At 58.2% G+C, this 18,017-nt stretch carries 18 protein-coding genes; 5 read left to right on the top strand and 13 right to left on the bottom strand.

The features are described 5' to 3' along the window. Positions 1-18 precede the first annotated feature (18 nt). From fkpB to murJ, 5 genes are all read right to left on the bottom strand, one after another. Entirely contained in the window at positions 19-471 is a 453-nt protein-coding gene (gene fkpB / locus KEHDKFFH_RS17765) for an FKBP-type peptidyl-prolyl cis-trans isomerase (protein WP_104323148.1), read from the bottom strand. Between the two features lie 5 nt (positions 472-476). Continuing rightward, entirely contained in the window at positions 477-1,001 is a 525-nt protein-coding gene (gene lspA, locus KEHDKFFH_RS17770; protein WP_104323149.1) for a signal peptidase II, read from the bottom strand. Continuing rightward, positions 1,001-3,820, bottom strand: a complete 2,820-nt coding sequence (gene ileS, locus KEHDKFFH_RS17775; RefSeq protein ID WP_104323150.1) for an isoleucine--tRNA ligase — start codon at positions 3,818-3,820, stop codon at positions 1,001-1,003. Before ileS ends, lspA begins: the two co-directional genes overlap by 1 nt. Positions 3,821-3,894: 74 nt before the next feature. Next, positions 3,895-4,866, bottom strand: a complete 972-nt coding sequence (gene ribF / locus KEHDKFFH_RS17780; RefSeq protein WP_104323151.1) for a bifunctional riboflavin kinase/FAD synthetase — start codon at positions 4,864-4,866, stop codon at positions 3,895-3,897. Positions 4,867-4,947: 81 nt separating this feature from the next. Further along, positions 4,948-6,528 (bottom strand): murein biosynthesis integral membrane protein MurJ, encoded by a 1,581-nt coding sequence (murJ, locus tag KEHDKFFH_RS17785; protein WP_104323152.1) that lies wholly within the window; start codon positions 6,526-6,528, stop codon positions 4,948-4,950. 261 nt (positions 6,529-6,789) lie between these two features. On the opposite strand from murJ, the gene rpsT reads away from it, so the two are divergent. Further along, complete coding sequence (rpsT, locus tag KEHDKFFH_RS17790; protein ID WP_008170735.1) at positions 6,790-7,059, top strand: 30S ribosomal protein S20; 270 nt, start codon at positions 6,790-6,792, stop codon at positions 7,057-7,059. A gap of 63 nt (positions 7,060-7,122) precedes the next feature. On the opposite strand, the gene proB is transcribed toward rpsT, so the two are convergent. The 4 genes from proB to rplU form a co-directional block, all read right to left on the bottom strand. Then, on the bottom strand, positions 7,123-8,247 hold the full coding sequence (gene proB / locus KEHDKFFH_RS17795) for a glutamate 5-kinase (protein ID WP_104323153.1): 1,125 nt from the start codon (positions 8,245-8,247) through the stop codon (positions 7,123-7,125). Between the two features lie 39 nt (positions 8,248-8,286). Further along, positions 8,287-9,480, bottom strand: a complete 1,194-nt coding sequence (cgtA, locus tag KEHDKFFH_RS17800; protein WP_104323154.1) for an Obg family GTPase CgtA — start codon at positions 9,478-9,480, stop codon at positions 8,287-8,289. 144 nt (positions 9,481-9,624) lie between these two features. Then, positions 9,625-9,885 carry a 50S ribosomal protein L27 gene (gene rpmA / locus KEHDKFFH_RS17805; RefSeq protein ID WP_088829262.1) on the bottom strand — a complete coding sequence of 87 codons (261 nt, stop codon included), beginning with the start codon at positions 9,883-9,885 and terminating at the stop codon, positions 9,625-9,627. A gap of 36 nt (positions 9,886-9,921) precedes the next feature. Continuing rightward, entirely contained in the window at positions 9,922-10,233 is a 312-nt protein-coding gene (rplU, locus tag KEHDKFFH_RS17810; protein ID WP_008170744.1) for a 50S ribosomal protein L21, read from the bottom strand. A 243-nt stretch (positions 10,234-10,476) separates the two neighbouring features. Here rplU and ispB point away from each other — a divergent pair, with 243 nt between their 5' ends. Then, positions 10,477-11,445, top strand: a complete 969-nt coding sequence (gene ispB / locus KEHDKFFH_RS17815; RefSeq protein ID WP_104323155.1) for an octaprenyl diphosphate synthase — start codon at positions 10,477-10,479, stop codon at positions 11,443-11,445. A gap of 210 nt (positions 11,446-11,655) precedes the next feature. On the opposite strand, the gene KEHDKFFH_RS17820 is transcribed toward ispB, so the two are convergent. Then, positions 11,656-12,642 carry a glutathione S-transferase family protein gene (locus KEHDKFFH_RS17820; protein WP_104323156.1) on the bottom strand — a complete coding sequence of 329 codons (987 nt, stop codon included), beginning with the start codon at positions 12,640-12,642 and terminating at the stop codon, positions 11,656-11,658. Positions 12,643-12,757: 115 nt separating this feature from the next. On the opposite strand from KEHDKFFH_RS17820, the gene KEHDKFFH_RS17825 reads away from it, so the two are divergent. Then, complete coding sequence (locus KEHDKFFH_RS17825; RefSeq protein ID WP_104323157.1) at positions 12,758-13,669, top strand: LysR substrate-binding domain-containing protein; 912 nt, start codon at positions 12,758-12,760, stop codon at positions 13,667-13,669. A gap of 116 nt (positions 13,670-13,785) precedes the next feature. Beyond that, complete coding sequence (locus tag KEHDKFFH_RS17830; protein WP_104323180.1) at positions 13,786-15,315, top strand: WS/DGAT/MGAT family O-acyltransferase; 1,530 nt, start codon at positions 13,786-13,788, stop codon at positions 15,313-15,315. A 33-nt stretch (positions 15,316-15,348) separates the two neighbouring features. Here KEHDKFFH_RS17830 and KEHDKFFH_RS17835 read toward each other — a convergent pair whose 3' ends face one another. Continuing rightward, positions 15,349-16,044 (bottom strand): DUF2057 family protein, encoded by a 696-nt coding sequence (locus tag KEHDKFFH_RS17835; protein WP_104323158.1) that lies wholly within the window; start codon positions 16,042-16,044, stop codon positions 15,349-15,351. A gap of 270 nt (positions 16,045-16,314) precedes the next feature. On the opposite strand from KEHDKFFH_RS17835, the gene KEHDKFFH_RS17840 reads away from it, so the two are divergent. Next, positions 16,315-16,518 (top strand): DUF6316 family protein, encoded by a 204-nt coding sequence (locus KEHDKFFH_RS17840; protein WP_104323159.1) that lies wholly within the window; start codon positions 16,315-16,317, stop codon positions 16,516-16,518. An 18-nt stretch (positions 16,519-16,536) separates the two neighbouring features. Here KEHDKFFH_RS17840 and KEHDKFFH_RS17845 read toward each other — a convergent pair whose 3' ends face one another. Both KEHDKFFH_RS17845 and thiL read right to left on the bottom strand, forming a co-directional pair. Then, positions 16,537-17,064 carry a phosphatidylglycerophosphatase A family protein gene (locus tag KEHDKFFH_RS17845; protein WP_104323160.1) on the bottom strand — a complete coding sequence of 176 codons (528 nt, stop codon included), beginning with the start codon at positions 17,062-17,064 and terminating at the stop codon, positions 16,537-16,539. Continuing rightward, positions 17,061-18,017, bottom strand: coding sequence for a thiamine-phosphate kinase (thiL, locus tag KEHDKFFH_RS17850; protein ID WP_104323161.1), 957 nt, complete (start codon positions 18,015-18,017; stop codon positions 17,061-17,063). The genes KEHDKFFH_RS17845 and thiL overlap by 4 nt, the downstream gene beginning before the upstream one ends.

Raw genomic sequence — 18,017 nt, forward strand, 5'->3', positions numbered from 1 at the left:
ATCAACCTGCTGCTCTGGTTAGTGGGCCGGGCCGACCGGCTCCACATCAATGATTTCTACTTCAAAGGTCAGTGTACGCCCTGCCAGGGGGTGATTGAAATCCACCTCCACTTCGTCACCTTCTACACGGCTGACAACACCGGGTAACTCGCTCTGGCGCGCATCGGCGAAGGAGATCATCACACCGGGCTCCAGCACCATATCAGGGCTGAACTCGTGGCGCTTGAAGGTCTGCACGTTATTCGGGTTGTGCTGACCAAAGGCTTTCTCGGGCGGCACCTGGAAACTGTCCTTGTCGCCCGCCTTCATGCCCATCAGATAGGCTTCAAAGTTTTCCGGCAGATTGTCGTCACCGATTTCCAGGGAAGCCGGTTCTTTCTCAAAGGTCGAATCAATCACTTCGCCATCAGGGAATTTGAGGGCGAAATGCAGTTTTACCCGGGTACCCTTGTCGACAGGCAGTTCATTCATAAGAGTTACTCACTCCTTTGCGCGTCCCCATCCGAGTCGGCGGGTTTGCGGAACATATCAAGAATCATCATGGCGGCACCGATGGTGATCGCGGTGTCAGCCAGGTTAAAAGCGGGAAAGTGCCAGTCCTGCCAGTAGAAGTGCAGGAAGTCGACCACGTAGCCGTGCACCACCCGATCGTAGACGTTGCCCAGGGCGCCGCCGAGTATGAGTACGATGGCAATGGCCGTCCAGGTTTCATGGCGCTGAAGGTTTTTCAGCCAGTAGATCAGTACCACGCTGACCACAAGGGCCAGAGTTACGAAAAACCACCGCTGCCAGCCGGCCGCTTCGGCCAGAAAGCTGAACGCCGCCCCGGTGTTGTGAAGCAGCGTCAGGTTGAACATCGGAATCACTGGAACCGGGTCGCCGTAGGTCAGCATGGCGGTGGCCATGGCTTTGGTGCCGAGATCCAGAACGATCACCAGCACCGCCAGCCAAAGCCACTTCAGTTTGCTCCCGGTGACCTGCTCAGCCATGGTCGCGTCCATCAGGCGTAGGCGCGGGCTTCGCCGGGCCCTTCCACGTTGGTCACACAGCGACCACAAAGATCGTCGTACTTGGCATTGCGGCCGACGTCTTCCCGGTGGTGCCAGCAACGCTCACACTTGGTATGGGCAGCCGGTGCCACCTTGACCCGAAGACCCTCGTGGGAAGTCATTTCCGCATCTCCAGCTTCTGAAACTGGCTTAACGCTGGCCTCGGAGGTAATCAGGACAAACCGCAGTTCCTCACCCAGGTGCTTCAGGTCGGCAGCGAGGTCGCCTTCACAGAACAGGGTGACTTCGGCGCTGAGTGAGCCTTTGATTTCACCCCGGGCCCTGGCTTCCTCCAGGCACTTGTTGACGGCCTCTTTCACACTGTACATCTCGCGCCAGTAGTCGCGACCAAGCTCGGCGTTATCCGGCAACGCGGTAAGGCCTTCATACCAGGTTTCATAGAACACGGTATCGCTGCGCTTGCCGGGCAGGTGCTGCCAGATTTCATCTGCAGTGAAGCTGAGGATCGGGGCGATCCAGCGAACCAGCGCTTCGGCCACGTGGTACAGAGCCGTCTGGCAGGAACGCCGCGCCAGACTGTCAGCCTGGGTGGTGTACTGGCGATCCTTGATAATATCCAGATAGAAACCACCCAGAGTGGCTTCACAGAAGTTGTACACCTTCTGGTAAATCCGCAGGAAGGCGTAGTTGCCGTAGTCCTCATGGAGCTCTTCCTGCAATTGCAGGGCACGGTCCACCATCCAGCGATCCAGCGCTATCATGTCCTTCGGCGCCACCATGTGCTGCTCCGGATCGAATCCAGTCAGGTTGCTCAGCAGGAAGCGGGAGGTATTCCGGATCCGGCGGTAACCATCGGCGGTCTGGCGCAGGATGTCCTTGGACACGGTCATTTCGCCGCTGTAGTCGGTTGCGGCCACCCACAGGCGCAGGATGTCCGCGCCCAGCTCGTTCATGACTTCCTGGGGCGCGATCACGTTGCCCAGGGATTTGGACATCTTGTGGCCCTTGCCATCGACGGTAAAGCCGTGGGTCAGAACCTGCTTGTACGGTGCCACGCCATTCATGGCGATGGACGTTTTCAGGGACGACTGGAACCAGCCACGGTGCTGGTCAGACCCTTCCAGGTACATATCCGCCGGGAACTGCCCCAGTTCCTCGCGAACCCGCAGGACCGACTCGTGGGTTACACCGGAATCGAACCAGACATCCAGAGTATCCGTTACCTTTTCATACTGCTCGGCATCACTGCCCAACAGGGAGGCCGCATCCAGCTCGTACCAGGCGTCGATACCGCCCTCTTCGATCTGCTGGGCCACTTTCTCGATCAGGTTCTGGGTGTCCGGGTGCAGCTCCTGGGTTTCCTTATGGATAAACAGGGTGATGGGCACGCCCCAGGTCCGCTGTCGGGAGATGCACCAGTCCGGCGACTGGTTGAACATGGCCTCGATGCGATTCTGGCCCCAGGCAGGCACCCAACGCACACCTTTTATCGCTTCAAGGGCATAAGCGCGCAGGTTTTCCTTGTCCATGCTGATAAACCACTGGGGCGTGGCCCGGTAGATCAGCGGGGTCTTGGTGCGCCAGCAATGGGGATAGCTGTGGCGGAATTTCTCGGAGCGGACCAGTTTGCCCTCGCGCTCGAGCGCACTGCAAACCGGCTCATCCGCCTTGTAAACATGCACGCCTGCCAGCTCACCGGCGGCCGAGGTGTAGGTGCCATCCGCCTGAACCAGATTGATGGTGCCGATGTTGTAGGCCTTGCCCACCTCAAAGTCTTCCATACCGTGATCGGGCGCGGTATGAACAGCGCCGGTACCGGCGTCGGTGGACACGTGATCACCCAGGATCACCGGCACCTGCTTGTCGTAGATCGGATGCTGGAGAACCAGGTTTTCCAGGGCAGCGCCGGAGCAGGTTGCCAACACTTCGTAGCTCTCGACCTGCCAGCGCGCCATGATGCCTTCCACCATGTCGGCGGCCAGAATCATGCGCTCAGGTCCCTGCCCGACATCGGTCTGCACCAACGCGTAGTCCAGCTCCGCATTCAGCGAAACCGCCTGGTTGGCCGGGATGGTCCAGGGAGTGGTGGTCCAGATAACCACGGACACATCGCCACTGCCTTTTTCGGTGCCGAGCAGTGACAGGGCTTTTGCCTGATCAACCGCGGTAAAGCGCACATCGATCTGGGTAGAGGTCTTGTCCTGGTATTCAACCTCGGCTTCTGCCAGTGCGGACTGACCCACCACACTCCAGTAAACCGGCTTGTAACCACGTACCAGATGGCCCTTGGCGACGATCTTGCCGAGGGCACGAACAATACCCGCCTCAACCTTGGGATCCATGGTCAGGTAGGGCTTGTCCCACTCTCCCATGACGCCCAGACGGATAAAATCGGTTTTCTGACCGGCGATCTGCTTGGTGGCGTAGTCGCGACAGGCCTGGCGGAAGGTCTTGTAATCCACCTTCACACCGGCTTTACCAATCTCCTGCTCCACCTTGTGTTCGATGGGCAGACCATGGCAGTCCCAGCCCGGCACGTAAGGCGCGTCGTAGCCCATGAAACTGCGGGACTTGACGATCATGTCCTTAAGAATCTTGTTGACCGCATGACCAATGTGAATGCTGCCGTTGGCGTAAGGAGGGCCATCATGGAGGATGAACTTTTCCCGCCCTTGACGCTGCTTGCGCAGGTTGCCGTAGACGTCGAGATCCTGCCAGCGCTTGAGCATTTCCGGCTCGCGCTTGGCCAGGTTGCCGCGCATGGGGAAGGCGGTTTCCGGCAGATTCAGGGTGTGCTTGTAGTCGCTCATGGTTTGTGTGCGTACTCTTCTGGTCTTGGTCAGTTTTGGTCAGTCGTTTATTCGTTGGGGCGCAGCCGGGCGTTTCAATCCGCGCTTTTCACAGCGCCGTTTTCGGCAATCCACGCCCGGGCATGTTCGAAATCACGGGCAATCTGATCTTTCAGCTCATCCACGGAACCGAATTTTTCCTCGTCCCGCAGGCCGTGACGGAATACCACTTCCAGATGCTGGCCATAAAGTGTGCCAGCAAAGTCAAACAGGTGCACTTCCAGCGAGGGCCGCTTGCCGTCCACGGTGGGCCGTACACCGATATTGGCAACGCCATCGAATCGGGCGCCGTCATCCAGGGTGGCGGCCACCACATAGACACCGCGCAGGGCCGGCGTTCTGTGCAGCAAAATATTCGCAGTCGGCGCCCCAATCTGGCGCCCCAGTTGACGGCCATACACGACCCGGCCCCGGATTCGATAGGGATGGCCAAGAAGCGATTCAGCCTTCTCAAGTCCATTCACGGTCAGCAAATCCCGAACCCGGGTACTGCTCACCCGTTCCCCGCCTACCGTCACTGTAAGGGTATTTTCAACGGTAAATCCGGCGTCGTTGCCAACCTTCTCGAGAAGTGCAAAATCGCCGGCGCGATCACAGCCGAAACGGAAATCATCGCCGACCACCAGGTGACGAACCGCCAACCCCTGGATAAGGACATCGTCTATGAAGCCCATGGCCGAATAGCTACGAAACGCCTGATTGAAGCGCAGGCACAGCACAATATCGATGCCTTCAGCCAGCAGGGCCTCGAACTTCTGACGAAATCCCATCAGCCTGGGTGGCGCTTCTTTGCCCTGAAAAAACTCCCGGGGTTGAGGCTCGAAAATCATCACTACCGAGGGCACCCCCAGGGCTTCAGCCTTGCTTTTCACCTGATCAATAATGGTCTTGTGCCCAAGATGCACACCGTCGAAGTTACCAATGGTGGCGACACACCCGTTAGCGAGCGGTGAGTCCTCCCGGCGGGAAAGCATTTTCAGGTTGGTCAGGCCCCGGATCAGACGCATGCAATGCGAACCTTCAATTGCCAGCTAGCTTTCAGCGCTCACTTTTACCGCAACGCTGGTGAGAAAACGCGCGATTATACCTTACCTGTGGCGGAAATGTCTTACCCGAACCCCGCCCAGCGCCAGTGCAACGAAGTAAACAGCGACACCTGCCCCCACCAGCAACGCCATATCCGCCGCCCGCTGATAACCGCCGTTTGCCAGCCACACCGACACCGGGGCATTGAGCCAGACAATGATGGCCGCCAGCGCACCGTTGGCAAACAGTAGCTGTAGCAGGAAACGGGGCCAGCCGGGCTGACTCTGCCAGGCCCCTTCCTTACGCAGTCCGCGCCACAGAAGATAGCCATTCAACCAGGCCGATATGGAGGTGGCCAGCGCGAGACCGGCGTGAGCCAGCGGAAAAATGAGAATCAGGTTGAACACCATGTTTGCCACCATGGCAATGATGCCGATCTTGACCGGCGTTTTGGTGTCCTCCCTCGCAAAAAACCCCGGCGCCAGGACCTTGATCAACATGAACGCCAGCAACCCGGCAGAATAGGCCCTCAAGCTCTGGGCCGACATGGCCACATCCCGATCGGTTACCGCGCCATAGTGGAACAGGGTGGCAATCAGCGGCTCGGCCAACAGCGCAAGCGCCAGGGCTGCCGGCAAGCCAATCAACAGAACCGCCCGAACCGCCCAGTCCAGGGTAGCCGCGAACTGGTCTGCTGACGCCGCTGCATGTTTACGGGAAAGGCTCGGTAGAATCACCGTGGCAATGGCTATGCCGAACACCCCGAGGGGAAGCTCCGAGAGCCGATCCGAGTAGTACAGCCAGGAAACGCTGCCGGTCTGGAGGAAAGACGCCAGAACGGTATCCAGTAGCAGGTTGATCTGGCTGACCGACACCCCGAACAGCGCAGGCGCCATCAGCTTGAGAATCCGGCTGACACCCTCGTGGCGATAATCCACTCGAGGCCTTGGCAACAGGCCGAGTCGCATCAGGAACGGCAACTGGAAAAACAATTGTAGGGCCCCGGCAATGAAAACACCCCAGGCGAGCGCCATCACCGGCTCATCCATCAACGGCGTTAACCAGATGGCCGCCGCTATCATCGCCAGGTTCAAAAGCACCGGGGTAAACGCCGGTACGGCAAAGCGATCGTAACTATTGAGAATGCCACCCGCGAAGGCGGTCAGCGAGATCAGCAACAGGTAAGGAAAGGTGATGCGCAACATATCGCTGGTAAGCGCAAATTTCACATCATCATCCAGAAAGCCAGGGGCAAAAACCGCCGTCAACACCGGAGCCCCCAGAATGGCTACCAGCGTAACGCCCAGCAGCACCAAACCGAGGGAGCCTGCCACCGCATTGACCAGCCGCTGAACGTCCGAAAGTGACTGATTCTCCCGGTAGGATGACAAGACCGGCACAAAGGCCTGGGAGAAGGCGCCCTCGGCAAACAGGCGGCGCAGGAAATTCGGAATCTTGAACGCCACGAAAAAGGCGTCCGCCCCGGCACCGGCGCCGAAATAGCGGGCAATGACCATATCCCGAACCAGACCCAGCACCCGGGACAGCATGGTCATGACACCCACAAGTCCAGACGACCTGAGTAGGCCGGGAGCCTTGGGCAATTGCTTCTGTTCAGGCGTTGTTTCAGGTTCCGACGACATGCAGGCCCTTGTCTGGCATTCTGGATATCCTTTTGGCGCGGGTATTTCGGGAATTACCTGCTTCCCGTTCAAGCCCGCGTTCAGTGAGCCGCGAGTTTACCACAGGCCTTCTGTGTCGGGGGATGAAATGGCTTTTAGCCTTGACATTTGGAGCTTTGAGCGGCATAGTTCCGCGTCATTTATTTCGACGCGCTGGTTTTGGCGCGCCCGCGATGTAACGAATCATTCAGCAACGAATTTGAGATTTTCAGGAGTTTTACGGTGGCAAATTCCCCGCAAGCCAAGAAGCGCGCACGTCAGAACGAGAAGAACCGCAAGCACAATGCAAGCCTGCGTTCCATGGCTCGTACTTATGTGAAAAAGATCCAATCCAAGATCGAAGCCGGCAACTACGAAGAAGCCCAGGCTGCTTTCCAGCAGGCTCAGCCGATTCTGGACAGCATGGTCAACAAAGGTATCTTCGCGAAGAACAAGGTTGCTCGTAGCAAGAGCCGCCTGAGTGCCAAGATCAAGGCCCTGAAGAGCGCCTAATTCGCTCGATTCAGGCATAAAAAAACCGGCCATCTGGCCGGTTTTTTTATGGGCGAACGATGATTACACAATCACCAGATTGTCCCGGTGGATCATCTCCTCGCCTGACATATAGCCAAGAATTTCGGTAATCCGGTCGCTGGACCGGCCGGCAATGGCCCTGGCTTCATCGGCGTCGTAGTTCACCAGGCCCCGAGCGATTTCACGACCATTCTGATCGAAACAGGACACCATTTCCCCACGCCGGAACTGCCCGGATACCCCTTTGACCCCCACCGGCAGAAGACTTCGCCCACCCAGGCAAAGCACTTTCACGGCACCATCATCGAGCGTCAGCCTGCCACGGGTCTGCAGATGGCTGGCGAGCCATTGCTTCCGGGCCGCAATCCGGCCCTGCTCCGGCAACAACAGAGTGCCGATCACATCACCCTGCCTCAGGCGGCCAATTACTTCTTCGATGCGGCCACCGACGATGACGGTAAACGCCCCGGAACGGGCAGCAAGCCGGGCAGCTCGCAACTTGGTTTGCATGCCGCCGCGACCAAGAACGCCGGCGCCACCACCGGCCATGGCATCCAGCTCGCGATCACCGGCTCTGCGCTCGGTCACCAGGCGGGCATCCGAATGCTTTCTCGGATCCTTGTCAAACAGGCCCAATTGATCAGTCAGGATAATCAGGCCATCGGCCTCAATCAGATTGGCAACCAGTGCGCCCAGGGTGTCGTTATCGCCAAACCGGATCTCGTCGGTAACCACCGTGTCGTTTTCATTAACGATTGGCACCACACCCAGGTTCAGCAAAGCGCGGAGGGTTCCTCGGCCGTTCAGGTAACGTTTGCGATCTGACAGGTCGTCATGGGTGAGCAGAATCTGCGCGGTGTGAATATCGTGGCGCTTGAACTGGGCTTCCCAGGTCTGCACCAACCCCATCTGGCCAACAGCCGCAGCCGCCTGAAGCTCATGGAGCTGCTCGGGCCTGACGGCCCAGCCAAGCCGACTCATTCCTTCCGCTACCGAGCCAGAGGAGACAACAACCACCTCAACACCGTCTTCGATCAGCTCTGCGATCTGATCAACCCACAAACCCAGAGCAGCCACGTCCAGGCCACGGCCGTCGTTGGTCAACAAGGCGCTTCCAATCTTGATAACCAAGCGGCGAGCCTGGCGTAGCTGTAGGCGTTCAGTCATGATGCGTGAGCGATCTCTCTGGTGTCAGTCCTGTTTTTTTTACTCCGGGGCGTAAACCACTTCGACGTCGTAGTCATCATCGTCAAAGTCGTCGTCATCGTCTTCTTCACGGGCCGCGCGGCGGGCCTGGCGCTCGGCTTCAATACGGGCGCGAGCCTCGTCGTCCATTTGCCGGCGCCGCTGGGCTTCCCGCTCGGCAAATTCCGGATTCTGAGCCTCTTCTTCGGCCTGCTCTTCAATCCAACGCATGACGGCCTGAGCCAGAGACTTGGTGCCCTCGCCGCTGAGCGCGGATATCCAGAATACCGGCCCTTGCCATCCGAGCTCGTCGACAATCGCCTGACAATGCGCCTCGCGATCTTCCTCGGCCACCATGTCCACCTTGTTCAAAACCAGCCACCTTGGACGATTGGCAAGAGTTTCACTGAATTTTTCCAGCTCATGCTCGATCGCTCTCACCGCATCGGCGGGCGAAGATCCATCGTAAGGCGCTACATCAACCAGGTGCAGCAGAAGTCGGGTACGAACAAGGTGCTTCAGGAAGCGGATACCGAGCCCTGCACCTTCAGCGGCACCTTCAATCAGGCCGGGAATATCGGCAATGACAAAGCTTTGATGCGCTTGCACGCTAACCACACCAAGATTGGGCACCAGCGTGGTAAACGGATAATCTGCAACTTTCGGGCGAGCCGCAGAGACGGAGCGAATAAAGGTGGATTTGCCGGCATTGGGCATGCCCAGCAAACCCACATCCGCCAGCACCTTCAGCTCCAGCCTCAGGTTGCGCAGCTCGCCCTCGGAGCCCTTGGTGGTCTGGCGTGGCGCACGATTCACCGAGGATTTGAAGCGGGTATTGCCAAGACCATGGAACCCACCCTGGGCAACCTTCAGGCGCTGACCAGCATGGGTCAGATCCCCCAGCACCTCATGGGTGTCCATATCGACCACGGTGGTACCGACCGGAACCGGCAAAACCAGGTCTTCGCCTTTATTGCCGGTGCAGTTTCGGCCGGAGCCTGGCTCGCCATTCCGGGCTTTGTGCTTGCGCTGGAACCGGTAGTCGATCAGCGTGTTCAGCGACTCCTCGGCTTCCAGATACACGGAACCACCATCACCCCCGTCGCCACCATCGGGGCCACCCTTGGGAACGTACTTTTCACGCCGGAAGCTCAGGCAGCCGTGACCGCCCTTGCCGGCTTCCACAATGATGGTGGCTTCGTCTACGAATTTCATGAATCAACCCTTTGCGCCATGCGCATAAACTAAAAAGCCCCGCAGCCTCAAGGAAGCTTTGCGGGGCTCCGGATGGCTCTGAACACCTGATGATATCAGGATATCAGCGCCACCCAAGGTTCGACAGAACCGGATCGCCGCTGCTTACGCAGCCGGAACGATGCTCACGAACTTACGGCTCTGCGGGCCTTTGACTTCGAACTTCACCTGGCCGTCTGCTTTCGCAAACAGGGTGTGGTCCTTACCAATGCCAACATTGCTACCAGCGTGGAAACGGGTGCCACGCTGACGGATGATGATGCTGCCTGCAGATACAGTCTCGCCGCCAAAGCGCTTCACACCAAGTCGTTTCGACTCGGAATCGCGACCGTTACGGGTACTACCTGCTGCCTTTTTATGAGCCATTACCAGCCTCCTTATTTAAGGGGTAATTCGAGAGCCTTAGCCCTTGATACCCGTGATCTTGACTTCAGTAAACCACTGACGGTGGCCCTGACGCTTCATGTGATGCTTACGACGACGGAACTTGATGATCTGAACCTTGTCGTGACGGCCGTGGCTTACCACTTCCGCTGTCACTTTGGCACCATCAACTACCGGCGCGCCTACCTGAACCTTGTCGCCGTCGGCGATCAGCAGAACGCGATCGAACTCAACGTTGCCACCGGTTTCAACCTCCAGCTTTTCCAGCTTCAGGGTTTCGCCTTCTTTTACACGGTGCTGCTTACCACCGCTAACAATAACTGCGTACATTCACTCGTTCTCCACGATTGACCCATCCCTGCTCTTATCCACCTGGTTCTAAGGGAGGCGCTCTGGCGACCCTATAGCAGGGAGCGCAGGTTGGGATGAGTTGGGCGCGTGATTGTACGAAAAGACGCACCGCAACACAAGCCAAGTTGACACTACCTTCGGCAATACCTAGCATTGCCGCGACCTGCCTTTAATATCAACGATCGTAACGACGATAACACCAGCAAGGGATCCACAAGCCGCATGACAGCCCAGCGCATTTACGACACCGTGGCCGACGACTTCAGCCGCGTTAATGACCTGATCATCCAGCGGCTTTCCTCAGATGTTCCCCTGGTGGAGAAAATCGCCCAGTACATCATCGAAAGCGGCGGTAAGCGCTTGAGACCGTTACTGGTTCTGCTTTCCAGCCAGGCCGCCGGCTACAGGAAAAACGATCATCTCAAGCTCGCCGCCGTGATCGAATTCCTGCACACCGCCACCCTGCTGCACGACGATGTGGTAGACACCTCGGACATGCGCCGGGGCCGAAGTACCGCCAACGCCCGCTGGGGCAACGCGCCCAGCGTACTGGTAGGTGATTTCCTCTACGCCCGGGCGTTCGAGATGATGGTGGAACTGAAAAGCCTGTCAATCATGGAGGTATTGTCTCACGCCACAGCCGTGATCGCCGAAGGCGAGGTCATGCAGCTGATGAACGTGAAAAACCCCGACTTGACTGAAGACCAGTATATGAAGGTCATCCACAACAAGACCGCCATGCTGTTTGAAGCCGCCTCCCACACCGGCGCCCTGCTCGCCAATGCCAGTGAGGAACAGGAACTCGGGCTGAAAGACTACGGCAAACACCTGGGCCTTGCTTTCCAGCTGGTAGACGATGTCCTGGATTACCGGGGCGACGCCGAAGCCATGGGCAAGAACGTTGGCGACGACCTGGCGGAAGGCAAAACGACCCTGCCCCTGATTCACGCCATGGCCCACGGCACGGAAGACGAACGCCAGCTTATCCGCCAGGCGATCCGCAAGGGCGGCCTCGATGACCTGCCCCGCATCCTCGAGATCGTCGAGCGCTCAGGTGCGATCGAATACACCATGACCAAAGCCCGGGAGCAGGCCGCGTTGGCCGCCGGCTGCCTGAAATGCCTTCCCGAATCAGCACACAAGGAAGCGATGGTATTGCTGACTGACGTTGCGGTTGCGCGGGTCAGCTAGCGCGCTTGTTCGCTAGCGGTTTGTCGGATTACGGCTTCGCCTAATCCGACCTACGTTTTTATATTTCGAGTCGACTCCGTGAACTGCGAGTGGCCCCGGCCAGGTCGGATTAGGCGAAGCCGTAATCCGACACTGGTCACCAGCAAGTCACCCCAATGAGAAAGAGGTCAAATGAAAGCGTTCATCTGACCCCGATGTCCGCCACGGACTTCAGTCCAAATTCTCGCGCCCGTGGGGCGCACAAAAGTCCAGCTCCGGCCCAACCGGCACGATCTGCGTCGGGTTAATGGTTCTCTGGCTTACATAGTAATGGCGTTTGATCTGATCGATATCCACGGTATCCGCCACGCCGGGCACCTGGTAGAGATCCCGCACGTAGGCTGAAAGCGCCGGAAAATCACTGATCCGCTGGCGGTTGCATTTGAAGTGGCTGTAGTACACCGCATCGAACCGGATTAACGTGGTAAACAGGCGCCAGTCAGCCTCGGATAGCCGACCACCCACCAGATACCGCTGACCAGACAACCGCTTCTCAAGCCAGTCGAGTGAGTCGAACAGCGCGTTGTACGCCTCCTCATATTTGTCCTGCGCGGTGGCAAAACCCGCCTTGTAAACACCATTATTGACCGTGTCATACACTTGGGCGTTTACCGCATCAATCTCCCCTTGCAGTTCCTCGGGATAGAAATCCAGGTCGGTACGAACACCTTCCAGGCCATCAAACGCCGAATTGAACATCCGGATAATCTCGGCGGACTCGTTGCTCGCGATTGTCTCCTTTTTCTTGTCCCACAAGGTTGGTACCGTCACCCGGCCGGAGTACTCAGGGGCAGCCTTGGTGTAAACCTGATGCATGAAGCGGAACCCATGGAGATGGTCCCGATGCTGTTCACTGTCGGGCCGAAACTCCCAGCCGTTTTCCACCATATCCGGGTGCACCACTGACACCGAAATATGCTTCTCCAGCCCCTTGAGCTTCCGGAAAATCAACGTGCGATGTGCCCATGGACACGCCATGGATACATAAAGGTGATAGCGACCGGACTCGGCCTTGAAACCACCTTCGCCATCCGGCCCCGGCGAGCCATCGGCAGTCACCCAGTTCCGGAACCGGGCCGCCTCCCGTTCAAACTTGCCACCGGTCTTGTCGGTGTCGTACCACTTGTCATGCCATTTGCCGTCAATCAGCAGGCCCATGATGCCCTCCCGTTAAAATTCCTGAACATGATGAAATCAATATGGGCAGAATACCGGGGACCCTGCTACGCTCTCAAACAAGCATTTCTGGCCAACAACCTCAGATAATTCGAACATGCATACAGCCATCACCATAGACGCCCTCAAAGTCCTCGATGCCATCGACCGCAAAGGCAGTTTTGCCGGGGCCGCCAACGAGCTGTTCCGGGTTCCCTCCGCCATCAGCTACACCGTGCAGAAACTGGAAGAAGACCTGAATGTCGCCATTTACGATCGTACCGGCCATCGCGCACGATTGACGCCGGCTGGCCGATACCTCCTGGAAGAGGGCCGCACCCTGCTGGAAGCAGCAGAGAACCTCGCGCACACCACCCGCCAGGTCGCCCAGGGCTGGGAAACCCGTTTACGGATCGGCTTCAACTCTCTCCTGCCTGCGGAATGCCTGTTCCCGGCAATCCAGGAATTCTATGGACTGGGCGTACCGGTGGATGTGCAAATTGTGGAGGAGGTTTTCGCCGGCACCTGGGATGCGCTGCAAAGCCGCCGGGTAGACCTGATTATCGGAGCCGATAATTTCAGCAAGCCGGCCGGCAACTACACGACCAAATCCCTGGGCGACATGCCGTTCGTTTTTGCCGTTGCCGCCGATCATCCCCTGGCCGACGCAGAAGCGCCGCTCTCCGAAGAAGACATCTCCCGTTATCCGGCAGCCGTCGCTGCAGACACATCACGGTCCCTGCCCCCTGGCCACGCCGGCATATTCCACCGCCAGCGAACCCTGACGGTCGCCAACATTGACCAGAAGATCGCCATACAGGTAGCCGGCCTTGGTGTGGGATGGTTACCCAGGGCAAGAATCAGCGAAGAGCTGGGCGAAGGAAAATTGATCATCAAGGAAGTTCAGGAATCGCGCCAGCCAATTAAACTGCACTTGGCCAGACATGCCGAGGATCAGGGCAAGGCCTTGATGTGGTTCTGGGACCGACTCAGCTCGGAGGGAGCCGTTTCGGACTGGCTAACAGGCTGAAAATAAAGTAAATGATATGACTTCAACTTGGAGCCATGCCAGGCAAATGAGTCAACCGTTTGCCGGAACACTTCGTTTATACTGCAGCTGAAACCAACGCCGAAGGGAGCTTTCTGATGCGGCAACTGTCGGAACTGGATGCCTCGTTCCTGTATCTGGAGTCGGAAACCACACCGATGCACATCGGGGGCATCTATCTCTTCGATGCCTCCGAGCGGGAGAAACCGCTGGCCTTCAGCACCTTTGTCGCCTACCTTCGAAGCCGCCTGCATGTTGTGCCGGTTTTCCGTCAACGCCTGAAAGAAATCCCCCTGCGCCTGGGCCGCCCCTACTGGATTGATGATCCCGATTTCAGCATCGAGCGCCACCTCGCCTATGTAAACCTGGGCGAACACGGTCGCAAGGCAAGCCTGATGACACTGGCCTCACGGATTCTGGAGGAACCGCTTAAAAGGGACCGCCCGCTGTGGCACATCACCTTTGTTGACGGCTTTAAACTGGACGAAGAGAACACCGGCAGCGACGGCTTCGCTCTGATCGTCAAATTGCACCACGCTGCCATCGATGCCTTCAGCGGAGAGGAGATAATTGGCAAACTGCTCGAGTACACACCCGAGCCTAGCCCAATTGCGCCACCGCGACCCTGGCAGCCCAGACCAGAACCCTCGGAAGAGCGAGTCATGCTTCAGGCGGGCGCGAACATCATTCGCACGCCACTGCAGTTCACCTCTCTTGCGTTCAACGCCGCCGAGGCCACCGCCCGCGGCCTGATCCAGAAGCAGCTCCGCAAGCTGCCATTGCCGCTTCCGCTGTTCTCAGCCCCGCACAGCCCCTTCAACCGCCAGATCACGGCGAATCGGCAGATTGTTGCGGCCAGTGTTGAGCTTTCGAGACTGAAAGCGGTCAAGGCATTCCTGGGAGACGTAACGCTCAACGATGTGGTTCTGGGTTTATGCGCTGAAGCACTGAAACGCTATCTGATCAGCGAGGGCGCCAATGCCGACAAGTCCCTGGTGGCAATGACTCCGATTTCGGTGCGTTCCAACAGCCTGCGCCGGGCAACCGGAAACCAGATGTCCGCCATGCTGCTGGATCTGGCAACCGATGAAACCAATCCTGCCCACCGCATCCGCCGGATACATTGGAACGCGGTTGCTTCGGAGCCCTATCGGGAGGCCATTGCTGCCGATCGGCTGACGGAACTCCTACCGTCCACCATGCTGGCGCTGTCCGCGAGACTTTACTCGGAGTTGCAAATTGCGCAGCGTTACCAGCCGGTGTTCAATCTGCCAATCACCAACGTTCCCGGACCACAGGTGCCACTTTATCTGCAGGGCGCACGCCTGGTTCAGCAATACAATACGGCGCCGCTGTTCGACAGCATGGGGCTGGTCATTGTTGCGGTGAGCTATGAGGGAAGACTGACACTGAACTTCACCACCTGTCCGGACGTGGTGGCTAACGGAGAGTCGCTGCAGGCTCACGTGGATGACAGCCTCAGCGCCATCGAAAATGCCATGCAGCGGCTCGGAGCGGACGCCGACAAGGAGCCGATAGCGGCCTCCCCAACACAGACCCTCGCGGATGACGCCATGACCGCCCTGGAGGGACTTCTGAAGAAAGCCCTGAAACGCTTCCGGGCCTGAACCGGCTCCGGAAACGATCAATCAAGACTCAGGTTACTCGAAAGCCCAACGAAGAAACGCCTTTTTCTCCTCGTCGCTCGCTGTTTCCCAGATGGTTTTCAGCTGTTCCAACGCGCTTTCAGAACTTGCCGGAGCGCTTTCGTAGGTAGACGCCGGAATCGGCGTGCGGGAGGCGGTCATCTGCTCTTTCGGATCCCAAACGGTTGAAGTTGCCACGGACGTTCCCGCCAAAGAGACGATCTCTGCGGAGAACTCCGGCATTTCCTGCTCGGCCTCCTGACGAGACTCGGGCTGATCAAATTCGAAACGATAGGTCTCACCGGCTTCCGCCTCGAAGCGAACGACCTGGGGCTCACTCTCAATCACGTGAACTTTTGATTCTCCGTTTCTGACCACACCACTCTTCGCCCAGATTGTCTTGTAGACAAACACAACCTCGTTTTCACCCGGAAGCAGGGCGTAGTCCAGCGCCAGATCGTCCATCAGGAAGTTGCTCATAGACCGTCCATTCACCCGGGTAACCCGGATTTCACCTGGCGCCTCAAGCGTGGCGGCATTGGACGCAGCCGCTGGATTGCCGTCCCAGGTTTCCACAACGCTGACACCGGAGGCACATCCCACCAGAGACATTACAACCACTGCAACCAGTGCGGCGCGAACACGAGCGACGCCTCTGCACCCCCCCTGTCTTGTTGAATGGAAAACACGGATAACGTGAGAAATGTTCATTTAGTCTCCTTGGCATGAGGATGGAAATGGCGTCAGGCTGGCGCCAGTTTTGTAGCATTCTGACGAGTGCATCTGACAAGGGCAAGACAACCGCGCGCTTCGCCGGCACCATTCCGGGTTTTTCATCCATCATCCCGATTGAGACTCAACCCGTAAAATTGTAAAAAAATGTTGAATTCGCCCTGAATTGGGTTAATTTTAAACAGATCGGCAGATATTAACGCGGCGCCCGAAAAGCAAAAACGAAAAGCGGGCAGTACAGGAGACGCCATGGACACCCAACGCAGGACCGGAGAAGAAGGGCCGGTTCCCTTTCGCAGTAGTCGATTCTTCTGCGTAGGGAGCAAATGGTACTTCACCACCCGGGAAGGGTTTGACAGTGGCCCGTTTGCTTCAAAGGAGCGAGCGGAGACAGGCCTGAAGCGGTTTCTGCATGTCGTCCGGATGTTGCCGGAAGAGCAGCAGCTACACTGAGAGGGCGGGGCTGGCCTGCTAAACCATTACGGGGACCAGCCACACATCCACTGCCCACAGGCAGATCAGTGCCATTAACCCGGCGATCACGTCGTCTACCATAATGCCCAGCCCGCCTGGCAGGTGCTGGTCCAGCCAGCTGATGGGCCAGGGTTTGGCAATGTCAAACAGCCGGAACAGAGCGAAGGCGCCCAGAACCCCGTAGATAGTGTCGGGAAACAGGCCAAGGGCAATCCACATCCCGACGAATTCGTCCCAGACAATGCCGCCATGGTCATGCACCTTGAGGTCTTCAGCGGTTTTTCCACAGAGCCAGATACCCGCGATAAAAGCAGCCAGCACCACCAGCCAGTAGCCGACGGGCGGTAACCAGACGAAGCCGTACCAGAGCGGAATGGCGGCCAGACTTCCCCAGGTGCCAGGCGCCCTCGCGGTTGCGCCACTGCCAAAACCAAAAGCCAGCAGGTGCACGGGGTTTTTCAAGAAACCCGGCGGCAGTATGACTGCCGGCGCCTCTGGTTCCGGGGTCTCGCCTTCCTGACTCATGATTCACTCCTGAAATGATCAAACCCCGCAGGTACAGATTCCAGACTGCAATCGACACCGTCGAGATACAGGCCCGGATCAGCGTCAACAACGCCAATCACGGTAAGTTGGCTCTTCAGCGATTCCGGGGCATGCTCCCAGTTTTCCGGGGAAAAACACAGGCAAAGCTCGTAATCGTCCCCGGAACGCAATGCGTAGTCCGTGGCCTTATCGCCTTTGAGCCTCGAAAGAGCGGGCGAAAGGGGCAGTTGGGCGCTCTCGATACGGGCACCGGCCCGGGAAGCGGCAAGAATGTGGCCCAGATCAGCCAACAAACCATCAGAGATATCAATCGCCGCATTGGCATATTGGCGCACAGCCACTGCCAGATCCAGCCTGGGCCAGGGCCGGTGGTAATGCTCCAGTACGGCCAGCATGTCAGGGGAGGGCCCAGGTTCAGCGAGATAGTCGAGGGCAGCGCCGGCGTCGCCGAGGGTTCCCGACACGGCAATCAGGTCGCCGGGACGGGCACCAGAACGACGAACAGCACGCCCCTGCTCGACAGTACCATGCACCTGCAGGCTCAGTGTGAGCGGACCGGAGGTGGTATCCCCGCCGGCCAATTCGAGACCAAAGGCGTCGCTGGCGCTTCTCAGCCCGGTTGAGAAGTCCTCAAGCCACTGCTCATCCACAGCGGGCAGTGTCAGCGCAAGCGTGAAACATTCCGGGTCGGCACCCATGGCCGCAAGATCACTGGCAGCTGCGGCGAGAGCACGCCAACCCAGATAATCTGGACGATAGTTTCGGGGGAAATGGACACCTTCAACAAAAGCATCCACGGAAAAGACAAGATCCCGGCCAGCTGGAATCCGCTGAATCGCGCAATCATCCCCGGGGCCCAGGATCAGGGATCGGGATTCCTGCCGCCCGCCAAGCGGCAGAAAGTAACGCCGAATCAGCTCGAACTCGCCCAT

The organism is Marinobacter maroccanus (assembly GCF_002933275.1).
Lineage (GTDB): Bacteria > Pseudomonadota > Gammaproteobacteria > Pseudomonadales > Oleiphilaceae > Marinobacter > Marinobacter maroccanus.